Source organism: Streptococcus sp. 2579, from assembly GCF_013277195.1.
GTDB lineage: Bacteria > Bacillota > Bacilli > Lactobacillales > Streptococcaceae > Streptococcus.
This window is the reverse complement of the sequence record NZ_VMMM01000003.1, coordinates 150082-169982: the sequence shown is the minus strand read 5'-3', so window position 1 is coordinate 169982 and position 19901 is coordinate 150082. Positions and strand designations below refer to the sequence as shown.

Here is a 19901-nt window from a genome sequence, read left to right as displayed (position 1 = left end):
TATGGCTAGAGAAGGAATTTACGTGGGTGGCAAGGAAATCACTCAGCGTTATGTAGGTGATAAGTTGGTTTGGGAGAAAAGGAAAACAATAGTGCCTTACTTGGGATTTATGGGGACTGTTTCACACAATTACTATTCAAGTGAAATGAATATTTTTAATTACAGTGATGCGTTTAGGGATATTTCGTTTCCAAAAGTTGCTTATATAGGTCGGAGCGAAAGACTTATAGCAATCACCTTGAGAGCAGGATATGGAAATTCTCACGTTATTGCTAAACTAAAAAGCCCAGGTGATTTTAATGAAGCTCAAAGGTTATTTGATACACGAAACGCAGATATCTACATGACGTTTTACGAGGAAAGGTAGTAACACATGGACATAACCATTCAAAACGTCCGTTCGCCTGCTCTTGAGCACAACGGGCGGTATTATAAGGTCTTTCAGCCACGGACACGAGATGAACTGCTGAAACTGCACCATATGGGTTGTGTGGGTGACACGGTGCTGACGGATATTCAGCTGGAGCAGGGGGATTTCCCGACTAGCTTCGTGGAGCCTACTGTAACGCAACGTACCCTGTCAGGTCTTTTCAAGGATATGCGTTCTATTGAACTGGAACTGAGAGATCCAAACAGTACTCTATGGGGCAAAATCCAGCAGAATAACCAAGGGGCGCTGACTCAGTTCTTTGACAAGAATGTCAAGAGTGCTATTGCTCAAACTGCCAGAGAAATCAGGCAGGAAGTGCGAGATGCTGCTAATAGTGCGAGGGTACAAGTGACGCCTGAAGGTGTGACCATCGGCTCAACTACCTTGACGGGCGAGCAGTTAGCTTCTACCATTTCCGCAAGCCCTAGAGGTGTGGATATCATCGCTCCGCACGTTCGAGTACAGTCAGATATGTTGGTAGATGGTGCTGTAACAGCTAGGAAGATGGCCGCTGGTTCTGTCACTGCTGACCATATCCAAGCAGGTGCCATCACAGGCGATAAAATCAGCGTAGACGATGCCCTGATTCGGAACCTGACCGCTAGAGATGCCTTGATTGACAAGTTGACATCTAAGGAAATCTTCACAACCAAGATTGAGTCTGTCGTATCTAGTTCAACCTTCCTACAAGCCTATCAGGGTGAAATTGGAGGGTTTACCATCGGGAGTTTCCCAAACGGGAGTGGCAAGTGGATATCTGGCACAAATACGTTTGCGGTAGGAATGGGAAATGGTGGAAGTTTCGGTGATACCCGAACAGCCTTCTGGGCGAATTGGGGGAGTAATTGGAATCACGCAGGACCTAATGCCTGGTACGTGACAACCGCAGGAAAAATGAATTGTAAGAATGATGCGGATTTTCACGCTAAGGTCGACTTTTCAAACACATCAAATGCTAGGTTTTATGGACGGACAGAATTTCAAAAATCGCCTATTTTTGTCAATGGGATTCATATGTACGAACAAGAAATTTTGGGAAATGGTTGGAGTCCGAGGGAGGGACATCAAAATAAGGTCGTGTGGTGGAACCAGGTAGGCGAGGGAACGGTAAAGCACTGGATAGACAAATCTTCAGATAGACGCTTGAAAGAAAACATCACAGAAACAGCTGTGAAAGCCTTGGATATAATCAACAGACTGAACTTAGTCGCTTTTGATTTCATAGAAAGCAAGAAACACGAAGAAATCGGTTTGATTGCACAAGAGGCTGAGATTATCGTTCCAGAAGTTATCTCACGAGACCCTGAGAATCCAGATGGCTATCTGCACATCGACTATACTGCTTTCGTCCCCTACTTGCTGAAAGCAGTCCAAGAACTAGACCAAAAAATCAAAGAAATGGAGAAACTACATGGATAATAACACAATCGACAAGCTAGTCGCTGAGTCACTCGTTAACCGCTTGGCAGAAGGCGAATTGGGTCGTGCTCATTTAGAGGCACGTTATACGCTGACTTTGGCTGAATTACAGGCCTTTAAGGCGGTGCTGGAATATGACCCAGCCCTTAAAGAACTATTTGAAGAAACGCAAGTAAAAATGAAAGGAGCTAACAAATGAGCTATGAACTTGCAATTAAGCCCTACTTGAAAGGTGGGGAAAATGTAACAGTTGTCGCCATCAAGATGGAAAACAAGGGGCGCTATTCTTATGAGCAGTGCGAATTACTAGATGACCATACACAGGATAGTGAGGACGCCCTTATCCAAGCGGTTTTGGAATTGGTTCGCACCGAACTTGACCCAACAAGCGCTATTGTCAAAAACCAAGAACAGTTGGCTAAAACGACGGAAGCGCTGGAGAAAGCCAACCAACTCATGGATGGCATGCAGAAGGTCAATCTCCAGAATGCTCAGGATATTGAAGATATCTTAGCGCGATTGGAAGAGCTGGAAGCTCAAGGAGAGCCTGACCAGGGGGAGAAAGAGGGGGCAGAAGAGGAAGCCCCTCAGGTTACGGACACAGAAAACCAAGCTGATGACCCAGCCTCAGCGCAGCCAACTACTGAACAACCAGTAGCAGAAGCGCCTACACAACCAACCCCAGCGGTAGAAGATAACAAAGAAAGCGAGAAAGAAGATGACATTTCTGAAACGACAAACCAAGAGAGCCCTAGTGAAGACAATGGAGGTAGCAGCAATGAGTAAGATTACACTAGACCAAGCAAAAATCGATATGTACATCAACCTACTGGAACGTGGAGCAGTTGACTTTTCATGGGTACATAAACGCTGGAAAGACCGTGTGCGCAAGGAATTGAAGCGACGTGGTTTGAGCCATCTGGCAGACTAGCGAGGTGCTTATGGACGTCTTACAATCAATAGAGCATTTCTTCATGAACGTGCTATCAGCAGCTTCACCGATTATTATAGCTTGGCTCAGCTACAAATTGCCGAAGAAATCAAAGGAACAGACAGACCAAATCATTTCAGAGTTGAGCGAAGTCAAGAAACAGATCAAAGATGTCCAGACTACCGCTAAAGATAGCAATTCCAAAATCGATGAAGTACAGGAAAAGCTAAAAGTGCACGACGAGGCGCATCTAAATACTATGAAGTTGCGCCTTGACCGTGATATGCGACGGGCTATTCGTAGAGGGTTCACTTCAAAAGACGAATTTTCCCTAGTGGAAAGTCTGCACAAAAGCTACAAGGCTTTAGGAGGTAATGGCTACATAGACCGCTTATTCAACGATTTTGGAAAATTGGAGATTAAGGAAGACATCTTAGTAGATGATTAGATAGAAAGAGGTGCAGAATGGTCTGTAATCTCAATATGACCAATTTGCGGCAGATTGACGGCGGTCACCTGATTAAACAAGGGGACTTGGCTTCCACCTTTGGTTTTGCCCTCTTAGACGAAGACTACCAAGTCATCTCCTCTCTGGAAGGGGAGGAGGCGCTGATCAGTCTGACCAAGGAGGGCTACCAGTGGAAAAAGCAGGTAGCTGTTACCAGTCAAGGTGTGAGTTTTCATCTGGACGCTATCTTGCCCATTGGGAGTTATCGCTTGGAAATCACGGCTGGAGGCTATGTTTTCCCCAGTGATAAATCTGTCCATATCAAGATAGTCGCCTCAGATAAGGAATTGGTCACAGAAGAAGTCCACGCTCTAAAAGAGCTGGATATTGCAAAAGAAGTCGAAAAACAGCTTGCAGGTAGAACTGTAGGCGAGAGCCCAGCAGGTCAGGAATTGCCAGACCTGCTCTTTTATTACAATTTAGGAAAGGTGTAACACAAAATGGATACTACAAAATTAACAGCATTTGCGCAGGCAGTGGGGGAAGATAACAAAAAGGTAAACGAAGAGCTGAAAACGAAAGTCAGCACGTCTGCCATGAATCAGGCAATCGCCCAAGCTAAATCTGAAGTTAAGGCTGAAATCTTGGGTGAGGGAACGCCTGAAAATCTTGACACACTGAAAGAAATCGCGGAAAAAATCACAAGTATGGGACAAGATGAAAATAGCGCACTTCTTGGCAAAGTAACTGAAGTCAGCGGACGTGTAGATCAGATTGCCAATGTTGACTTGGTCGCAACCTATAACGCAGCGAAAGCGTGAGTGCTATGAGTAACCTTGAAAATCTAGCAAGAGCAATCGGTGAGGATGTCAAGGCAATCAAAGAAGATTCAGAGTTAAAGGATAGGGAAGTCCAGGAAAGACTGGGCTCCCTTGAGAGTAGACCGAGAGTCAATCCAGAAACCCTCGTTACAAAAGCGGAGCTGGAAAAGAAAGGCTACTTGACCTCCCACCAAGACTTGTCTACTTATGCCCAAAAATGGGAGTTGTACAATGATATCCCCATCAAGGCTAGGATTTCCGCCTTGGAAAATCGCCCGTCATTTGACAATCTGACCTCCAGCCAGAGAGAAAGCTTAAAAGGGGAAAATGGCCACAGCTTAAATGCGAATGTACGTATTGAGGGAAGCTATCGAAACGGTGCGACTAGTCAGTTGAATTTGATCGCGGACGTCTACTATGACGGAACACGGTTAACCAGTGGCTATACTCTTGATTATTACTACAGAGGTTTTGGGAATAATAGCTGGGGTGTTTTGAGAAATCAAACGCCTGATGCAAATGGTAAATTTGGTCAGTGGAACGCTACTCAGCGTTCAGGAGGCTGGTTTGAGGTCTACATAGTTGTAACGCACAACGGCATTAAAGCAGCTGCTAGCACACGTCTTGATAATGTCAGTGATGGTGCAACAGGTCCAGCAGGCGCTAGAGGAGCCACAGGAGAACGTGGCCCAGCAGGAGCGCCCGGCCAAAACATCATCAACCAAAACGGTGGGCAAGCCTTGAAATATTGGGTTGGTACAAAGGCTCAATATGAATCTATCAGAACGAAAGACCCCCATACTATCTATGATGTGTATGAACCAAAATAGAAAGGAAACAACATATGACACAATTTAACGAACTCATCATTGCCTTTGCGACAGGCTTTTTAGCAGTAGCAGTAGGCGGTATTGTAAAAGCAGTGAAAGACTATCTTTTGCGTAAAGGTGGAGAGAAAGCGGTTATCATCGCTGAAATCCTAGCCAAGAACGCAGTTAATGCCGTGGAGCAGGTTGCTGCTGAAACTGGCTACAAGGGAGATGAAAAACTGGCACAGGCTCGCGCTAAAATCCGTGCAGAGCTGCTCAAATATAACATCAGCATGACCGACAAGGACTTGGATACCTTTGTGGAGTCCGCAGTGAAGCAGATGAATGACGCTTGGAAAGGACAAGAGTAATGGATATCGATACAAGCAGACTACGTACAGGCTTGCCACAAGTCGGAGTGCAACCTTATAGACAAGTACATGCTCACTCAACAGGCAACCGCAACTCAACCGCTCAGAATGAGGCGGACTACCACTATAGAAAGAACCCTGAACTTGGATTCTTTTCTCATGTCGTTGGTAACGGTCGTGTCATGCAAGTAGGCCCTGTAAATAACGGATCTTGGGACGTTGGAGGCGGTTGGAATGCGGAAAGCTATGCAGCAGTTGAATTGATTGAAAGCCATTCAACTAAAGAAGAGTTCATGGCTGACTACCGCCTCTATATCGAACTCTTACGCAATCTAGCTGATGAAGCAGGTTTGCCGAAAACGCTTGATACAGATGACTTGGCAGGTATCAAGACGCATGAATACTGTACCAATAACCAGCCTAACAACAACTCAGACCATGTTGACCCGTATCCTTATCTTGCCAAATGGGGCGTTAGTCGTGAACAGTTCAAGCAGGATATTGAAAACGGCTTGACGATTGAAACAGGTTGGAAGAAGAACGATACAGGCTATTGGTATGTACACTCAGACGGCTCTTATCCAAAAGATAAGTTTGAGAAGGTCAACGGAACCTGGTATTACTTCGACGGCTCAGGCTATATGCTTGCAGACCGCTGGAAGAAGCACTCAGACGGCAACTGGTACTACTTTGACCAGTCAGGTGAAATGGCGACAGGCTGGAAGAAAATCGCTGATAAGTGGTATTATTTCGACGTAGAGGGTGCCATGAAGACAGGTTGGGTCAAATACAAGGACACATGGTACTACCTAGACGCTAAAGAAGGCGCCATGGTATCAAATTCCTTTATCCAATCAGCTGATAAAAAAGGCTGGTACTACATTAAACCAGATGGAACACTGGCAGATAAGCCAGAATTCACAGTAGAGCCAGAAGGCTTGATTACAGTTAAATAAATAGAAAGGAAACTTTCTAAAATGTTCTTTCACCGCAGGCTCAGGCTTGCGGTTTTTTTGTTTGCTCTGAAATTGACTTGTTGACATCAACAAATAGCTTTACAAAGCGCTTGGTTGTCAATTTTGTTGACGTTAACAAAATTAGAGTTTGTATTTCTATTTTGCAAAAACACGCATTTTGAACGATTAGAAATCAAAATCTAAATCCTATTGTTCAAAAAAGCGTTTTCTTGAAGAATAGGGAGGAGTAATGGCAGGGTATTATTGTCAAAAACGGTGTTTTGTTAAAAATAAAAAAACAGTGACCGAAATCACTGCTTATCAGTTGTAGCAAATTCATAAAGTTTTTCCGCTGTGAGAAGTGCCATTTTGTCCATACTTGTTTTTCCTTTTCTGAGGTCAGAAACGGTAGTCCATGGAACTCCAGCGCCTTGCGAAATAGCAGATGTAGACATCGAACTGTCTAACAATTCTTGAATAACTTTTCTCATCTTATTTGTCCTTTTTGTTTTTTAGATAAATGTATACATTAATTGCAATTATAAAAATAGCTATTGCACTAACCATTGCATTTCCTCGTTCCATTTGATAAAATAGAGGTGTGAGGGGCTTTCGCCCCAACCTCTTAGCGTTTACCTTTTTCTTTTGCGGGATTTCGGTTTACGCTTTTTGTTTTGCCTTGCGACCGTTATTGCGGTCACTAGACTTGCGATAGCAGTTACTGTTTCAGGAATATTGTCTATTGCCTTTTCAAGTAACCTAAGCCAATCTTCTTTGTTCAACTTCATCACCCCCTTTCCTTATCTTGATTATATTATATCACGGTATACCGAGAAAGCCAAGAGTTTTGATGGAGTTTTTTTATTTTATTTTTTTAAAAAAAGACCGTGAGTAATCACAGTTTTCTATTTGTAAACTATTGAACTTTAAGTTGGAACCTTCTCAACTATGCGGGCAAAAGTGAATACGATGATGAATACGATTAAAAAAAATGATAGCAATTAACGAAAATGATTTTAACGAAAAATAAGTAAAAACTCAACTATTTACAAGTGATGATAACTATTTGTAAACGTTTTTCACTTATGGTATAATCTTAAAATATGAAAGGAAGGACTAGAAAATGGATGATAAAGTAATTGAACAATATGCAAAACAAGATAATCTTGATATTAGAGTAAAAATACATAAGAAGTATTCAAAAAATAAATTAGGATTTAACAATTGGATATTTTCCAACTACCAAATCACTGATGAAGTAAAGGTTCTAGAATTGGGATGTGGTACAGGAGAACTGTGGAAAAGTAACAGTGATTCTATAGATAAAATGAAGCAGTTGGTTATTACAGATTTTTCTAAAGATATGGTGAAAACAACGAGATCAGTGATTGGAAATAGAGACAATGTTAACTATGAAATAATGGATATTCAAAAGATTTCTTTTGAGGATGAAACGTTTGATATTGTTATTGCTAATATGCTTCTACATCATGTAAATGATATTCCTAAAGCGCTCTCTGAGGTGAATAGAGTCTTAAAAACAGGCGGAATTTTTTACTGTGCTACATTTGGTGAAAATGGAGTTGTAGATTATTTGGCAAGCTTATTTAAAGATGAGGTCAATCAAGATTTGGAAAATAAAACTTTTACTTTACAAAATGGTAAAAGGTACCTGAGTAGGTGTTTTAACTCTGTCGATACATTGCTCTATGATGATGAGTTACAGGTAACTAGTATAGATGACCTAGTTAAATACATCCAATCCTTTAAAGGAATTTCAGAAATAGGTTCGCTAGAAGAGGAAATAATTCGTAAAAGGTTGGAAACTGAGTTTAATAATGGTATGTTGATTATTCCTAAAGAATATGGAATGTTTATCGCTCGAAAATAAAGTTAAGGGAAAGAATTGTGAAAAATTATGGAGAAGCTTTTCGATATAAAATCAAGCGGATAGTCTTTAGAGCATGCTATAGCTGATTCTATATAAAAATCTCAATCTTTTGGATTTGGAGAAGTTTCTTGGGTGCAAAAAGACCAGATTCCAAACTTGGATCTGGCCTATGATATGTTACCTTTGATGGAGATGATGGAAGCTCCTGACAAATCAGAGTTTTTCTACCGTCATCGTACAGAAGACGATTGGGAAAAGAAAATTTTCTAGTCTTTTACTAAATAACCAAGTTGGTCCAAGGCCTCCTCGATATAGTGGAGGCCTTGTTGTATTTCCTGTATAATAGTAATAATGGATTTGGAAAAAATATATGTACTCTGAAATAAATTTAAAATATTTTTAGAAAAGTATTGACAAATCAAAAGAAAACGTTTACTATAGAATAAGGGAACGGTTCCACAACGTAAGAAGGAGGAATGATGACTACAATAAAACAGGTTGCTGAAGAAGCTGGAGTATCAAAATCAACGGTTTCAAGATATATATCAAAAAAAGGTTATGTTGGAGATGATGCGAGAGAGAAAATAAAAAATGCGATTAAAAAATTAAATTACACACCAAATGTATTAGCACAATCTTTGAAAACCAAAAAAAACCAAATGGTGGGACTCTTATTGCCAGATATTTCAAATCCCTTCTTCCCAAGATTGGTTCGAGGAGCTGAATCATATTTGAAAGATAAAGGTTATAGAATTATGGTTGGTACGATTTCAGACCAAGAATCTTTGAGTGAATATGTTAATTTACTGTTGAAAACAAATGCTGCTGGAATTATTACTACACATGACTTCACAAAAGAATATCCAGATTTATCATTACCTGTTGTTGTGGTTGATCGAATTAGTAAAGATACAGGTTACGGTGTTTTTTCTGATAATCAGTCAGGTGGTCGTTTGGCTGCTGAAGCAATCTGTAATGCAGGTGCTAAACAAGTTCTGATTATTAAAGTTTTAGATGATAAAGCCGAGAATATCGCGGAACGGTTTGAAGCAAGTTTAAACTATTTGAGGAATAAATCTTTAGAAATTTGTATTGAAGAAAGTGAAACGTTTGACTTTGAAAAAATTCAAAAAGAAGCTAAAGAGAATCTAAAAAGAAATCCCAATATCGATAGTATTATAGCACCTTCAGATATTCATGCGATAGCTTATATTCATGAAATTTTAGCAATTGGTAAAAAAATTCCAGATGATATTCAAATCATTGGTTATGACGATATTGTACTTAGTCAATTTATTTACCCTTCTTTATCAACTATTCACCAATCATCATATAAAATGGGAGAACAGGCTGCAAAGCTAATCTATAATATGGCAAATAAGTTCTCTATAGATGAAGCTAAAATTAAACTACCTGTTAGATACGTAGAAAGAAATACATTAAGGAGAAAGTAATGAGTAAAATTGTTGTTGTTGGAAGTATTTCAATGGACTTAGTTATGAGAACAAAAAGGATTCCAGAAGGAGGTGAAACGATTTTTGGGGATTCATTTAATATAGTTCCAGGTGGAAAAGGTGCAAATCAAGCTGTAGCTATTGGTAGATTATCCAGTGTAGAAGATAATATTTACATATTTGGAAACGTCGGAGAAGATATTTTTTCAGAAGATTTACTAAGTAATTTGCAAAATAATAATATTTCTACAGAACATGTGGGAACGGTACCACAATCTACAGGAGCTGCACAAATTACTTTATATGGAGGTGATAATAGGATTATTTATTATCCCGGAGCGAATAATTTAGTTAAAACAAATGATTGGAAAAATGAGTGGGAATTGATTAGTGATGCAAGTATTGTTGTATTACAGAATGAAATACCACATGAAGCCAACCTATCTATAGCTAAATTTTGTCAAGAAAATCAAGTTAAGGTGCTTTACAATCCTGCACCAGCTAGAGAAACAGACATAGAGATGATTCCTTTTTGTGATTTTATTACTCCTAATGAGCATGAATGTTCAGAGCTTTTTCCAGATAAGAAATTAGAAGAAATTATTAAAATTTATCCTAATAAAATGATTGTGACATTAGGAGTTGAAGGTTCTATTTATTATGATGGGACAGCAGTTCAGAAGATTCCTGCTATAAAAGCAGAAGTAGTTGATACTACAGGAGCAGGAGATACGTTTAATGGTGCTTTTGCTTATGCTATCTCAAAAGGAAAAGAGATGAATGTTGCATTGTCCTTTGCAACGATTGCTTCACATCTTTCTGTTCAAAGATTTGGAGCGCAAGGAGGCATGCCGAGTTTGAAAGAAATAAAGGAGCATTCAGGATATGAAGAAATATGGGATTTTAAATAGTAATATAGCAAAACTAGCTGATGATTTAGGTCATATGGATTTGGTTTGTATCGGAGATTTAGGATTGCCAGTTCCAAAAGGTGTTGATAAAATTGATTTAGCATTAAGAAAAGGTAGTCCAAGTTTTTTAGAGGTTTTAAAAGAATATTCAGATCATGTACTTATTGAAAAAATTTTCTTAGCAGAAGAAATTAAGGAAAAAAACAAAGAACAGTGGCATGCAGTTCTAGATCTTTTAGGATCGAATATAATTATTGAATATATTAGTCATGAAGAATTGAAAGCTATGAATACTAAAGTTAAAGCAGTTATTCGCACTGGGGAAGATACACCATATTCGAATATAATCTTGCAATCAGGAGTTATTATTTAGAAGGGGGTTGCCTATGAAAATTGAAATGAAGAACATTTCAAAATCTTTTGGGAATAATCGTGTTTTAGAAAGTATTGATTTGGTTCTTAATTCAGGAGAAGTTCATGCTTTAATGGGGGAGAATGGTGCAGGCAAATCAACCTTAATGAATATTTTAACTGGACTTTTTCCAGCTACTTCAGGAACTATTTTTATTGATGGAAAAGAAAAAACATTTTCTAATCCTCAAGAGGCAGAACGGTTTGGATTGAGTTTTATTCATCAAGAAATGAATACTTGGCCAGATATGACTGTACTTGATAATCTTTTTTTAGGAAGAGAAATAAAAAATTCGATTGGGTTTCTAGATAAGGCTAGTATGGAAAGGAAAGCTAAAGAAGCATTTAAACGTCTTAATATCTCTATTCCTCTCGATGCAATCATTGGTCAATTATCAGTCGGACAACAACAAATGATAGAAATAGCAAAATGTTTATTATCAGAAGTTTCCTTGTTAATTATGGATGAACCCACAGCAGCTTTAACTGATCGTGAAACTGAAACACTTTTTAAAGTGATAGAAGGATTAAAATCTGATGGTGTAGGTATTGTGTATATTTCACATCGGATGGAAGAAATCTTTAAGATTACAGATCTTATAACTGTTATGAGGGATGGGTTTGTAATTGATACTAAGAAAACGAAGTTAACTAATGCGGATGAATTAGTTCAGAAGATGGTAGGTCGTGAATTAGAAGATTATTATCCAGAAAAAAAGGCTGAGATTGGGAATATTGTTTTTCAAGCTAAGAATCTTTCTGGTGATGCTTTTACGGATATTTCTTTCTATGTACGTCAAGGGGAAATTCTTGGTTTTTCTGGTTTGATGGGTGCTGGTCGTACTGAAATAATGCGAGCAATTTTTGGAATTGATTCTTTAAAATCTGGTCAAATTATAATAAACGGAGAACAACTGATAATTAAAAATCCTTTTGAAGCAATTAAGCATGGAATTGGTTTCTTAACAGAAGATCGTAAAGATGAGGGATTGATTTTAGATTTTTCTATTAAAGATAATATGACTTTACCTAGTACTCGTGATTTTGTTAAAAATGGCATTTTCGATAATAAAACAAGTGGTATATTTGTACAACGCTTAATTGATAGGTTACAAATTAAATCAGGTTATCCAGATAAGGAAGTTGGGACACTTTCTGGTGGTAATCAACAGAAAGTAGTTTTAGCAAAATGGATAGGTATTGCACCAAAAGTACTGATTTTAGATGAGCCAACTCGTGGGGTAGATGTTGGTGCTAAGCGTGAAATTTACCAATTAATGAATGAATTGGCTGAACGAGGTGTACCGATTATTATGGTATCTTCAGATTTACCAGAAGTGATCGGAGTCAGTGATCGCATTATGGTCATGCATGAAGGAAGAATTAGTGGAGAATTAACACGTCAAGAAGTTACACAAGAAAAAGTTATGCAACTAGCTACAGGAGGACAATAGTGTGAAAAATACTATGAAGTATATGTCAGAATTGACAACAGTAATAGCATTGATAATTTTAATGGCTGTCATCACTATTATCAATTCAAATTTTTTAACAGCAAATAATCTGTTAAATTTACTATTGCAAGTAACATCAAATGCACTGATCGCTTTTGGAATGACCTTTGTTATTCTAACAGGTGGAATTGATTTATCAGTTGGATCAATTTTAGCCTTATCCAGTGCGTTAACAGCTGGCCTATTAGGATCTGGAATGCCTGTTACATTAGCAATTCTCATCTCTTTAATTTTGGGTTGTATTCTGGGGATGATGAATGGTTTATTGATTTCCTACGGGAAATTAGCTCCATTTATCGTTACTTTAGCAACTATGACTATTTTTAGAGGCGCAACACTTGTTTATACAAATGGGAATCCTATTACAAAAGGATTAAGTGATACATTCTTATTTCAATTTTTGGGGCAAGGTTACATAGTAGGAATTCCATTTCCTGTAATTATTATGTTTATTGTATTTATTGTTTTATATGTTTTACTTCATAAAACAGCATTTGGTAAATCTGTGTATGCTATAGGGGGGAATGAAAAAGCAGCATATATATCAGGTGTGAAACTAAATAAAGTGAAAATTATCATTTATTCAATATCAGGTATTATGGCTTCAATTTCTGGATTAATTATAACATCACGCTTAAGTTCTGCTCAACCAACAGCAGGTGCTAGTTATGAAATGGATGCTATTGCAGCTGTTGTTCTTGGGGGAACCTCATTATCAGGAGGTAAAGGTCGTATACTGGGGACCTTAATAGGTGCTTTAATTATTGGGGTTTTGAATAATGGACTTAATATTATCGGTGTTTCAGCATTTTGGCAACAAGTAGTAAAAGGAGTTGTAATCTTAATTGCTGTTCTGATTGATCGTTTTAAAGTTGTAAAACAGTAGAATCATTTTCAATTTTTTTGGAAATAGTAACAATTTATTAGATGACGAACAATAGTCGGGATGGAAACTATCCCTATATATATTACGAGGAGTAATAACATGAAAATTATTAAAAAAATTAGCATTTTTGCTTTGTTTGTAACATTTATTTTTGCTTTAGTAGCTTGTGGAAAAACTGGTTTAGGAAATTCATCAAATGATAATAAATCTACGACTCAAAAGTCGGCAAAAGAATTAAAATTAGGAGTTTCTATTTCGACTACTAACAATCCCTATTTTGTGGCTATGAAAGATGGTCTTGAAAAAGCCGCAGGAGAAAAAGAAGTAACTTTGAAGATAGCAGATGCACAAGATGATGCTGCTAGACAAGCAGATGATATTCAGAATTTTATAAGTCAAAATGTAGATGCTTTACTAATTAATCCAGTTGATTCTGATGCAATTGTTACATCTATTAAAGCTGCTAATAATGCAAATATTCCAGTAATCTTAATTGACCGCGGTAGTAATGGTGGTGAAGTCTTGACAACTGTTGCTTCTGATAACGTAGAAGCAGGTAAAATGGCTGCCGAATTTATTACCAAGCAATTGGGAGAAAAAGCAAAAACTTTTGAATTATCAGGAGTCCCTGGCGCTTCTGCAACTGTAGATAGAGGTAAAGGATTTGAACAAATTTCAAAGACAAATTTAGATGTTCTTTCTAGTCAATCCGCTAATTTTGATCGCGCAAAAGCTTTGAATACAGCGCAAAATATGATTCAAGGAAACAAAGAAGTACAAGCAATCTTTGCACAGAATGATGAGATGGCGTTAGGAGCTGCACAAGCAGTAAAAGCAGCTGGTCTTAGCAATGTATTAATTGTTGGTATTGATGGTCAACCAGATGCACATGATGCTATTGCCAAAGGTGATATTACTGCCACTATTGCTCAGCAACCAGCTAAGATGGGTGAAATTGCTATTCAATCAGCAATTGATCATTATCAAGGGAAAAAACTAGAAAAAGAAACAGTTTCTCCAATTTATCTTGTGACTAAGGATAATGTTGATCAACATAATTGGTGATATATTTTCAATAAGTAGGTACTTATTCATCTTCATTCAATGTAGTTTTTAAATATCATTGTTACTATTTGAGCTATTGGATTCAAAAAGACCAGATTCCAAACTTGAATCTGGCCTATGATATGTTGCCTTTGATGGAAATGATGGAAGCTCCGGACAAATCTGAATTTTTCTACTCTCGCCGTACAGAAGATGATTGGTAGAAGAAAATCTTCTAGTCTTTTACTAAATAACCTAGCTGATCCAAGGCCTCCTCGATATAGCGGAGGTCTTGTTGTGTTTCAGCTTCGACTAGGTGGTAATGGATGCCATCTGTCAATTCAGACAGAGGTCTAAAATCTGAATGCTCGACTTGTTCTAGAAAATGTTGCACATCTCTACGACAAGACAGTTTCAGCAAGGTTTCAATTTCTCCATAAACGGGATGGTCAATCAAGGTATTCTGGACACGCCCTCCATTATCTACGATAGCAAGGAGTTCTTGACCGATTTCTTCAACTTCATGTTTCACTTTGAAAAGTTTGTGAACATAAGGATTGGTTTCAATTTGCTTATAGATGTAGCCACGATTGGTGGATAGGATAGGAGCACCATCGGCTCTTAAAATTGCAATGTCCTGTACAATGACCTGGCGTGTAACATGAAAATGTTCAGCCAAACTTTGACCATTGAGGGCTTTAGGAGCTTCTTTCAAGAGTTGGAGCAGGGCTTGTTTACGATCTTTTGTCATAGTTCTTCCTTTTAACGGCGTTTTCGAAGCACTTTATAGACAGCTAGTGCTAATGTATAGTCTACCATACTATGGATAATTGTGCCAAATCCAACTAGTACAAAGAGAACATAAAACATATTTTCTACATTGGTACCGGAAGTTGCATAAAAAAGGACACAGGCTAATACTTCAGCAAGGGCATGGACAAGCGCTAACACAAAGTTGAAAATCCAGGAAGATTTTGGTTTATCTAGGGTTTCGGGGAATTTTTGTAGGTAAAGAGCCCCCAAAGTCCCAAAAAAGATATGGGAAAAAGCTCGAAATACGATAACCATGGGATAGCCAGCCATCAAAAATCCAAAACTAGAGGCTATGATGACAAAAACTGCCATCAAGGGCGATAAGAACATAGCGATAAAAATAGCGATGTGGCTTCCCAAAGTGTAAGAAGCAGGTGGAATGACAATCTTAAAAGGCATAACAATTGGAATCAAAATCGCAATAGCCGTTAAGAGGGCAGTCATTGTCATAAATTGTGTCTTTTTCCGTGTATTCATAAGAATCTCCTTTTTATCTGTATATACACTAGTATAGTATAATAAACCAGACAATAAAGCAAGGATTTACTTGAGTTTATAGGTCGTTTTTTAGTTAATACTCTTCGAAAACCTCTTCAAACCATGTCAGCTTCCATCTGCAATCTCAAAACAGTATTTTGAGCTGGCTTCGTCAGTTCTATCCAGAACCTCAAAACCGTGTTTTGAGCAACTTGCGGCTATCTTCCTAGTTTACTTTTTGATTTTCATTGAGTATAAATATAGTAGTTTGAAACTGGAAGAGTATATCATGAATGATAAAATATTTCTAGAAATTAATTTGAATTCCCTAATCTATTTGTTGGTATCTTATTTCAATATATTTTACTGGTAAAAATTTCACTAAAAAATAAAATATACAGAACAAAATCTCCACCTTCAAGCATGAAAGCGGAGATTGTTTTTATTTCTTCAAAGTTTGTAATCTTGGAACAATGGCTAGGGTTAGAACTGCGGAAATAACTAATTCAGCAATGGAGTTTGTTGAGATAACAGTTGCTAGGAGTTTTTGGATATTACCATCAAAAACATTTCCAAAAAGGTAGAAAATTCCACCAAGGACAAAGACTGTATTAGTAAGTGAACCAAGGGCGCCAGCTAGAATCAGACCGGTTTTATTTTTCATCAGTTTATAGACCAGATAAGGAGTTAAACCAATCAAAATACGTGGGACGATGGCAATGATAGCTGAGTAGATGTTCCCGTTTGGTACGAAGGGAGAGAAGAGGTAGCTTGTCGGCAGAATCGTAATTGTGTTAACGGTCAAGCTAAGTAGTCCCATTAAAAATCCAAGTGTAACCCCAACGCGTGGACCGTAGATAATGCTGGCAATAATGACAGGAATATGAACGATGGTCGGTTTGATTGGGAATGGAAAAAGGTTAAAGATAAGTGAGCTTAGAAAATGAATCACGAGCATGGTTGCAAAAAAGATAGCAATAGGTGCAATATTAGAACGTTTTTTCATTGAGAGTTTCCTGTATTCTTTCTAAAATAATTGTGAGGTCAGCTAAGGCTCCTCGTCCGTGGTCTCCACAAGCTAGTAGGGATTCCTTCGGAGCGATCAGCTGATAGCCGTAGGTTTCTAATGTTTTCAGATTAGCCTGAGTTGCTGGATGGTCATACATCTTTGTATTCATAGCAGGTGCGATGAGTTTTGGGATATGACTTGGCAAGGCTAGAGCCGTACTGGTCACCATATTGTCCGCAAAGCCGTGGGCTAGTTTTGCAATAGTGTTAGCAGTTGCAGGGGCCACGATGAATAGATCAGTTTCTTTTCCAAGTTCAATATGATTGACTTGATCTGGATAGGATTCCTTCATGACATCCAAGTGAATAGGATTCTGTGAGAGTACCTGTAGTGTCAAAGGTTGGATAAACTCTGTAGCAGCCTGAGTCATTAAGACAGTGACTTGATGATCTTGTTTTTTTAGAGAACTGACTAAATCTGCCGACTTGTAAGAGGCGATTGAGCCCGTTACAGCCAAGAGAATGTTTGCCATAGTTTTCCTTTCTATGAATGATAGTCTTGAATTTTTTCAAGGAGGAGTTCTGCAATTTCTTCTTTAGTCTGGACTGTTTGAAGCTGATCTTTTTCAACAAAGATAGCTCTGTGCTGCTTTGCTGAGATTTGGGTTAGGTCATTTGCTATGATTAAGTCTGCTTTGTTCTTGATAAGACTTTTTCTAGCAATGTCAACCAGATGGTCTTCGGAAACATCAACCAGCAGTTTGAAACCAATCAGATGAATAGCAGGATTCCACTCCTTGACTAGAGAGATGATTTTGGGTGTCTTTTTTAGGAATAAAACCTGAACCTCATCAGTCGAAGAAATCTTAGCTTGATGATTTTGCTTGCTTAAAAATTCTTCCAAATTGGAGCTAGACTGAACTTCCTCCAGACCTGTCATATAAACAGGAGTGTAATCGGACACAGCCATTGAGTGAATCAAGACCTGATAGTCCTTGACACGTTCTTGCATTTCAAGGAGAAGGTCCTTGGTATTGTTAATTTCTCGAATACTTAGGTTGGGATGGGCTTCTGGCTTCAGAGCTCGTTTTGTAGTAATTAAACAAACTTCATGCCCTGCAGTAAGCAAGGTTTCTGTGATGATTTTTCCCAAGTGACCTGTAGAATGGTTAGTGATAGAGCGGACGCTATCGATAGATTCACTGGTACCGCCCGATGTAACTAAAATTTTCATAGCACTATTGTACCAAAAAAAAAATAATAAGCAAAAGAAAGCGCTTGAATATATATAGAAAATAAAAAGAATCTACTATAGTTTCAAACTATAAAGCCATATAAAATTTAAGAAAGGACTTTAAAAACCTTAAAAATAGGGATATTTACGAACGTTTAGAGAGTTTTGGGATGTTAAAAATCTTGTTTTGTGTTATAATGAATTATCATATAAGAGGTTAGAGGAGTTTTGAATGAAAACAGATATTGAAATCGCACAGAGTATTGAGTTGAAACCTATTGTTGATGTTGTAGAGAAGCTTGGAATTTCTTACGACGATTTGGAGTTGTATGGAAAGTACAAGGCTAAGCTCAGCTTTGATAAAATTCGTGCAGTTGAGAGCAATCCAGTTGGGAAATTGATTTTGGTTACTGCCATCAACCCAACACCTGCAGGTGAAGGAAAATCAACTATTACCATTGGTCTTGCGGATGCCCTGAACAAGATTGGCAAGAAAACCATGATTGCTATCCGCGAACCGTCTCTTGGTCCAGTCATGGGGATCAAGGGTGGTGCTGCTGGCGGTGGTTATGCTCAAGTTCTACCAATGGAAGACATCAACCTTCACTTTACTGGAGACATGCATGCCATTACGACTGCCAACAATGCTCTTTCTGCCTTGATTGACAACCACTTACATCAAGGGAATGAGTTGGGAATTGACCAACGTCGTATCCTCTGGAAACGCGTTGTGGACTTGAATGATCGCGCCCTTCGTCATGTAACTGTTGGACTTGGTGGCCCTCTAAACGGTATTCCACGTGAGGATGGATTTGACATTACAGTTGCTTCTGAAATCATGGCTATTCTTTGCTTGGCGACTGATATTGAAGATTTGAAACGCCGTTTGGCGAATATTGTTATCGGTTATCGTTACGACCGTACACCAGTTTCTGTTGGCGATTTGAAGGTTGAGGGTGCCTTGGCTTTGATTTTGAAGGATGCTATTAAGCCAAACTTGGTTCAGACAATTTACGGAACACCTGCATTTGTACATGGTGGTCCATTTGCCAATATTGCTCACGGATGTAACTCTGTCTTGGCAACTACAACAGCCCTTCACTTGGCTGATTACACAGTTACTGAAGCTGGTTTTGGTGCAGACCTTGGTGCCGAGAAATTCCTTGATATTAAGACACCAAACTTGCCAACATCTCCAGATGCAGTAGTTATTGTAGCAACCCTTCGTGCCCTTAAGATGAATGGTGGCGTGGCTAAAGACGCTTTGATAGAAGAAAACGTAGAAGCTGTTCGTGCCGGTTTTGCTAACTTGAAACGCCACGTTGAGAACATCCGTAAATTTGGAGTACCTGCAGTCGTAGCTATTAATGAGTTTGTCTCTGATACAGAAGCAGAAATCGCAGCCTTGAAAGAACTCTGTGCCTCAATCGATGTACCAGTTGAGTTGGCAAGTGTCTGGGCTGATGGTGCAGAAGGTGGAATAGCTCTTGCTGAAACTCTTGTCAAGACTATCGCTGAAACCCCAGCTAACTATAAACGTTTGTATGACAATGACCTTTCTGTCCAAGAAAAGATTGAAAAAATTGTTACTGAAATCTACCGTGGTAGCAAAGTGAACTTTGAAAAGAAAGCTCAAACGCAAATCGCTCAAATTGTTCAAAATGGTTGGGACAAATTACCAATCTGTATGGCTAAGACTCAGTACAGTTTCTCTGACAATCCAAATGCACTTGGAGCACCTGAAAACTTTGAAATTACCATTCGCGAATTGGTGCCAAAATTAGGTGCAGGCTTCATCGTTGCCTTAACTGGTGATGTCATGACCATGCCAGGACTTCCAAAACGACCAGCAGCCCTCAACATGGATGTTGAAAGCGATGGAACAGTCCTAGGCTTGTTCTAGTATATTGTACTTGACTTTAAATGAGTTTGGAAATACTATCCAAGCTCATTTTTTCTCAGACTGCAAGCAGTTCATCAATAAGAATTATACTCTTCGAAAATCTCTTCAAACCACGTCAGCTTCACCTTGCCGTATAGATGTTACTGACTACGTCAGTTCTATCTGCAACC

25 protein-coding genes and 5 pseudogenes are annotated in these 19901 nt (G+C 38.6%); 22 read left to right on the top strand and 8 right to left on the bottom strand.

The window, feature by feature from the left end; genetic code table 11:
- Position 1: 1 nt before the first annotated feature.
- The 12 genes and pseudogenes from HT725_RS01585 to HT725_RS01535 all read left to right on the top strand — a co-directional run bounded on the left by HT725_RS01585 (position 2) and on the right by HT725_RS01535 (position 6185).
- Positions 2–367: a hypothetical protein gene (locus HT725_RS01585; RefSeq protein ID WP_173218446.1), complete on the top strand. Its 366-nt coding sequence runs from the start codon at positions 2–4 to the stop codon at positions 365–367.
- Between the two features lie 6 nt (positions 368–373).
- A pseudogene (locus HT725_RS10180) lies at positions 374–751 on the top strand (gp58-like family protein); the annotation flags it as partial.
- A 189-nt stretch (positions 752–940) separates the two neighbouring features.
- A pseudogene (locus HT725_RS10175) lies at positions 941–1849 on the top strand (tail fiber domain-containing protein); the annotation flags it as partial.
- Positions 1842–2048: a hypothetical protein gene (locus tag HT725_RS01575; RefSeq protein WP_173218450.1), complete on the top strand. Its 207-nt coding sequence runs from the start codon at positions 1842–1844 to the stop codon at positions 2046–2048. The pseudogene HT725_RS10175 and the gene HT725_RS01575, both read left to right, overlap by 8 nt.
- On the top strand, positions 2045–2635 hold the full coding sequence (locus HT725_RS01570) for a hypothetical protein (RefSeq protein ID WP_173218451.1): 591 nt from the start codon (positions 2045–2047) through the stop codon (positions 2633–2635). Before HT725_RS01575 ends, HT725_RS01570 begins: the two co-directional genes overlap by 4 nt.
- On the top strand, positions 2628–2780 hold the full coding sequence (locus tag HT725_RS01565) for a hypothetical protein (protein WP_173214043.1): 153 nt from the start codon (positions 2628–2630) through the stop codon (positions 2778–2780). Before HT725_RS01570 ends, HT725_RS01565 begins: the two co-directional genes overlap by 8 nt.
- Before the next feature lie 10 nt (positions 2781–2790).
- Complete coding sequence (locus HT725_RS01560) at positions 2791–3228, top strand: hypothetical protein (RefSeq protein ID WP_173218453.1); 438 nt, start codon at positions 2791–2793, stop codon at positions 3226–3228.
- A gap of 17 nt (positions 3229–3245) precedes the next feature.
- A complete protein-coding gene (locus HT725_RS01555; protein ID WP_173218455.1) occupies positions 3246–3722 on the top strand; it encodes a hypothetical protein in 477 nt (158 codons plus the stop codon).
- Positions 3723–3728: 6 nt separating this feature from the next.
- A complete protein-coding gene (locus HT725_RS01550; RefSeq protein WP_112445809.1) occupies positions 3729–4049 on the top strand; it encodes a hypothetical protein in 321 nt (106 codons plus the stop codon).
- A gap of 5 nt (positions 4050–4054) precedes the next feature.
- Entirely contained in the window at positions 4055–4879 is an 825-nt protein-coding gene (locus tag HT725_RS01545; protein ID WP_173218457.1) for a collagen-like protein, read from the top strand.
- A gap of 14 nt (positions 4880–4893) precedes the next feature.
- Positions 4894–5229, top strand: coding sequence for a phage holin (locus HT725_RS01540; RefSeq protein WP_173218459.1), 336 nt, complete (start codon positions 4894–4896; stop codon positions 5227–5229).
- Positions 5229–6185 carry an N-acetylmuramoyl-L-alanine amidase family protein gene (locus tag HT725_RS01535; protein WP_173218461.1) on the top strand — a complete coding sequence of 319 codons (957 nt, stop codon included), beginning with the start codon at positions 5229–5231 and terminating at the stop codon, positions 6183–6185. The genes HT725_RS01540 and HT725_RS01535 overlap by 1 nt, the downstream gene beginning before the upstream one ends.
- A 311-nt stretch (positions 6186–6496) precedes the next feature.
- On the opposite strand, the gene HT725_RS01530 is transcribed toward HT725_RS01535, so the two are convergent.
- Together HT725_RS01530 and HT725_RS01525 are read right to left on the bottom strand one after the other, a co-directional pair.
- Positions 6497–6676 carry a hypothetical protein gene (locus tag HT725_RS01530; protein WP_023937752.1) on the bottom strand — a complete coding sequence of 60 codons (180 nt, stop codon included), beginning with the start codon at positions 6674–6676 and terminating at the stop codon, positions 6497–6499.
- 141 nt (positions 6677–6817) lie between these two features.
- Entirely contained in the window at positions 6818–6967 is a 150-nt protein-coding gene (locus HT725_RS01525; RefSeq protein ID WP_162489709.1) for a hypothetical protein, read from the bottom strand.
- A 341-nt stretch (positions 6968–7308) separates the two neighbouring features.
- Between HT725_RS01525 and HT725_RS01520 the strand changes: the two genes are divergently transcribed.
- Complete coding sequence (locus HT725_RS01520; RefSeq protein WP_050971369.1) at positions 7309–8076, top strand: class I SAM-dependent methyltransferase; 768 nt, start codon at positions 7309–7311, stop codon at positions 8074–8076.
- Positions 8077–8193: 117 nt separating this feature from the next.
- Positions 8194–8346: pseudogene (locus HT725_RS01515) on the top strand (NUDIX hydrolase); the annotation flags it as partial.
- On the opposite strand, the pseudogene HT725_RS01510 reads toward HT725_RS01515, so the two are convergent.
- Positions 8343–8411: pseudogene (locus HT725_RS01510) on the bottom strand (DNA-binding transcriptional regulator); the annotation flags it as partial. The pseudogenes HT725_RS01515 and HT725_RS01510 sit on opposite strands and share 4 nt — an antisense overlap.
- A 144-nt stretch (positions 8412–8555) precedes the next feature.
- Here HT725_RS01510 and HT725_RS01505 point away from each other — a divergent pair.
- The 7 genes and pseudogenes from HT725_RS01505 to HT725_RS01475 form a co-directional block, all read left to right on the top strand.
- A complete protein-coding gene (locus HT725_RS01505; RefSeq protein ID WP_000207600.1) occupies positions 8556–9530 on the top strand; it encodes a LacI family DNA-binding transcriptional regulator in 975 nt (324 codons plus the stop codon).
- Entirely contained in the window at positions 9530–10441 is a 912-nt protein-coding gene (gene rbsK, locus HT725_RS01500; RefSeq protein ID WP_050971368.1) for a ribokinase, read from the top strand. Before HT725_RS01505 ends, rbsK begins: the two co-directional genes overlap by 1 nt.
- The gene (rbsD, locus tag HT725_RS01495; RefSeq protein ID WP_050971367.1) at positions 10416–10814 is read left to right on the top strand and encodes a D-ribose pyranase; all 399 of its coding nucleotides are present in this window, start codon (positions 10416–10418) and stop codon (positions 10812–10814) included. Before rbsK ends, rbsD begins: the two co-directional genes overlap by 26 nt.
- A gap of 13 nt (positions 10815–10827) precedes the next feature.
- Positions 10828–12306: a sugar ABC transporter ATP-binding protein gene (locus HT725_RS01490; protein WP_173218463.1), complete on the top strand. Its 1479-nt coding sequence runs from the start codon at positions 10828–10830 to the stop codon at positions 12304–12306.
- Between the two features lies 1 nt (position 12307).
- Positions 12308–13252, top strand: coding sequence for a ribose ABC transporter permease (gene rbsC / locus HT725_RS01485; protein WP_004248623.1), 945 nt, complete (start codon positions 12308–12310; stop codon positions 13250–13252).
- A 99-nt stretch (positions 13253–13351) separates the two neighbouring features.
- Positions 13352–14317 carry a substrate-binding domain-containing protein gene (locus tag HT725_RS01480; protein WP_000691495.1) on the top strand — a complete coding sequence of 322 codons (966 nt, stop codon included), beginning with the start codon at positions 13352–13354 and terminating at the stop codon, positions 14315–14317.
- 77 nt (positions 14318–14394) lie between these two features.
- Positions 14395–14520: pseudogene (locus tag HT725_RS01475) on the top strand (NUDIX hydrolase); the annotation flags it as partial.
- An 11-nt stretch (positions 14521–14531) separates the two neighbouring features.
- On the opposite strand, the gene HT725_RS01470 reads toward HT725_RS01475, so the two are convergent.
- The 5 genes from HT725_RS01470 to coaB form a co-directional block, all read right to left on the bottom strand.
- Complete coding sequence (locus HT725_RS01470) at positions 14532–15047, bottom strand: transcription repressor NadR (protein ID WP_000159184.1); 516 nt, start codon at positions 15045–15047, stop codon at positions 14532–14534.
- 11 nt (positions 15048–15058) lie between these two features.
- A complete protein-coding gene (locus HT725_RS01465) occupies positions 15059–15586 on the bottom strand; it encodes an ECF transporter S component (protein ID WP_173218467.1) in 528 nt (175 codons plus the stop codon).
- 442 nt (positions 15587–16028) lie between these two features.
- A complete protein-coding gene (locus HT725_RS01460; protein WP_000747412.1) occupies positions 16029–16592 on the bottom strand; it encodes an ECF transporter S component in 564 nt (187 codons plus the stop codon).
- Complete coding sequence (coaC, locus tag HT725_RS01455) at positions 16576–17127, bottom strand: phosphopantothenoylcysteine decarboxylase (RefSeq protein ID WP_173218469.1); 552 nt, start codon at positions 17125–17127, stop codon at positions 16576–16578. The genes HT725_RS01460 and coaC overlap by 17 nt, the downstream gene beginning before the upstream one ends.
- 11 nt (positions 17128–17138) lie before the next feature.
- Complete coding sequence (gene coaB, locus HT725_RS01450; RefSeq protein WP_173218471.1) at positions 17139–17828, bottom strand: phosphopantothenate--cysteine ligase; 690 nt, start codon at positions 17826–17828, stop codon at positions 17139–17141.
- Positions 17829–18060: 232 nt separating this feature from the next.
- Here coaB and HT725_RS01445 point away from each other — a divergent pair, with 232 nt between their 5' ends.
- Positions 18061–19731: a formate--tetrahydrofolate ligase gene (locus tag HT725_RS01445; RefSeq protein ID WP_173218473.1), complete on the top strand. Its 1671-nt coding sequence runs from the start codon at positions 18061–18063 to the stop codon at positions 19729–19731.
- Positions 19732–19901: the final 170 nt, after the last annotated feature.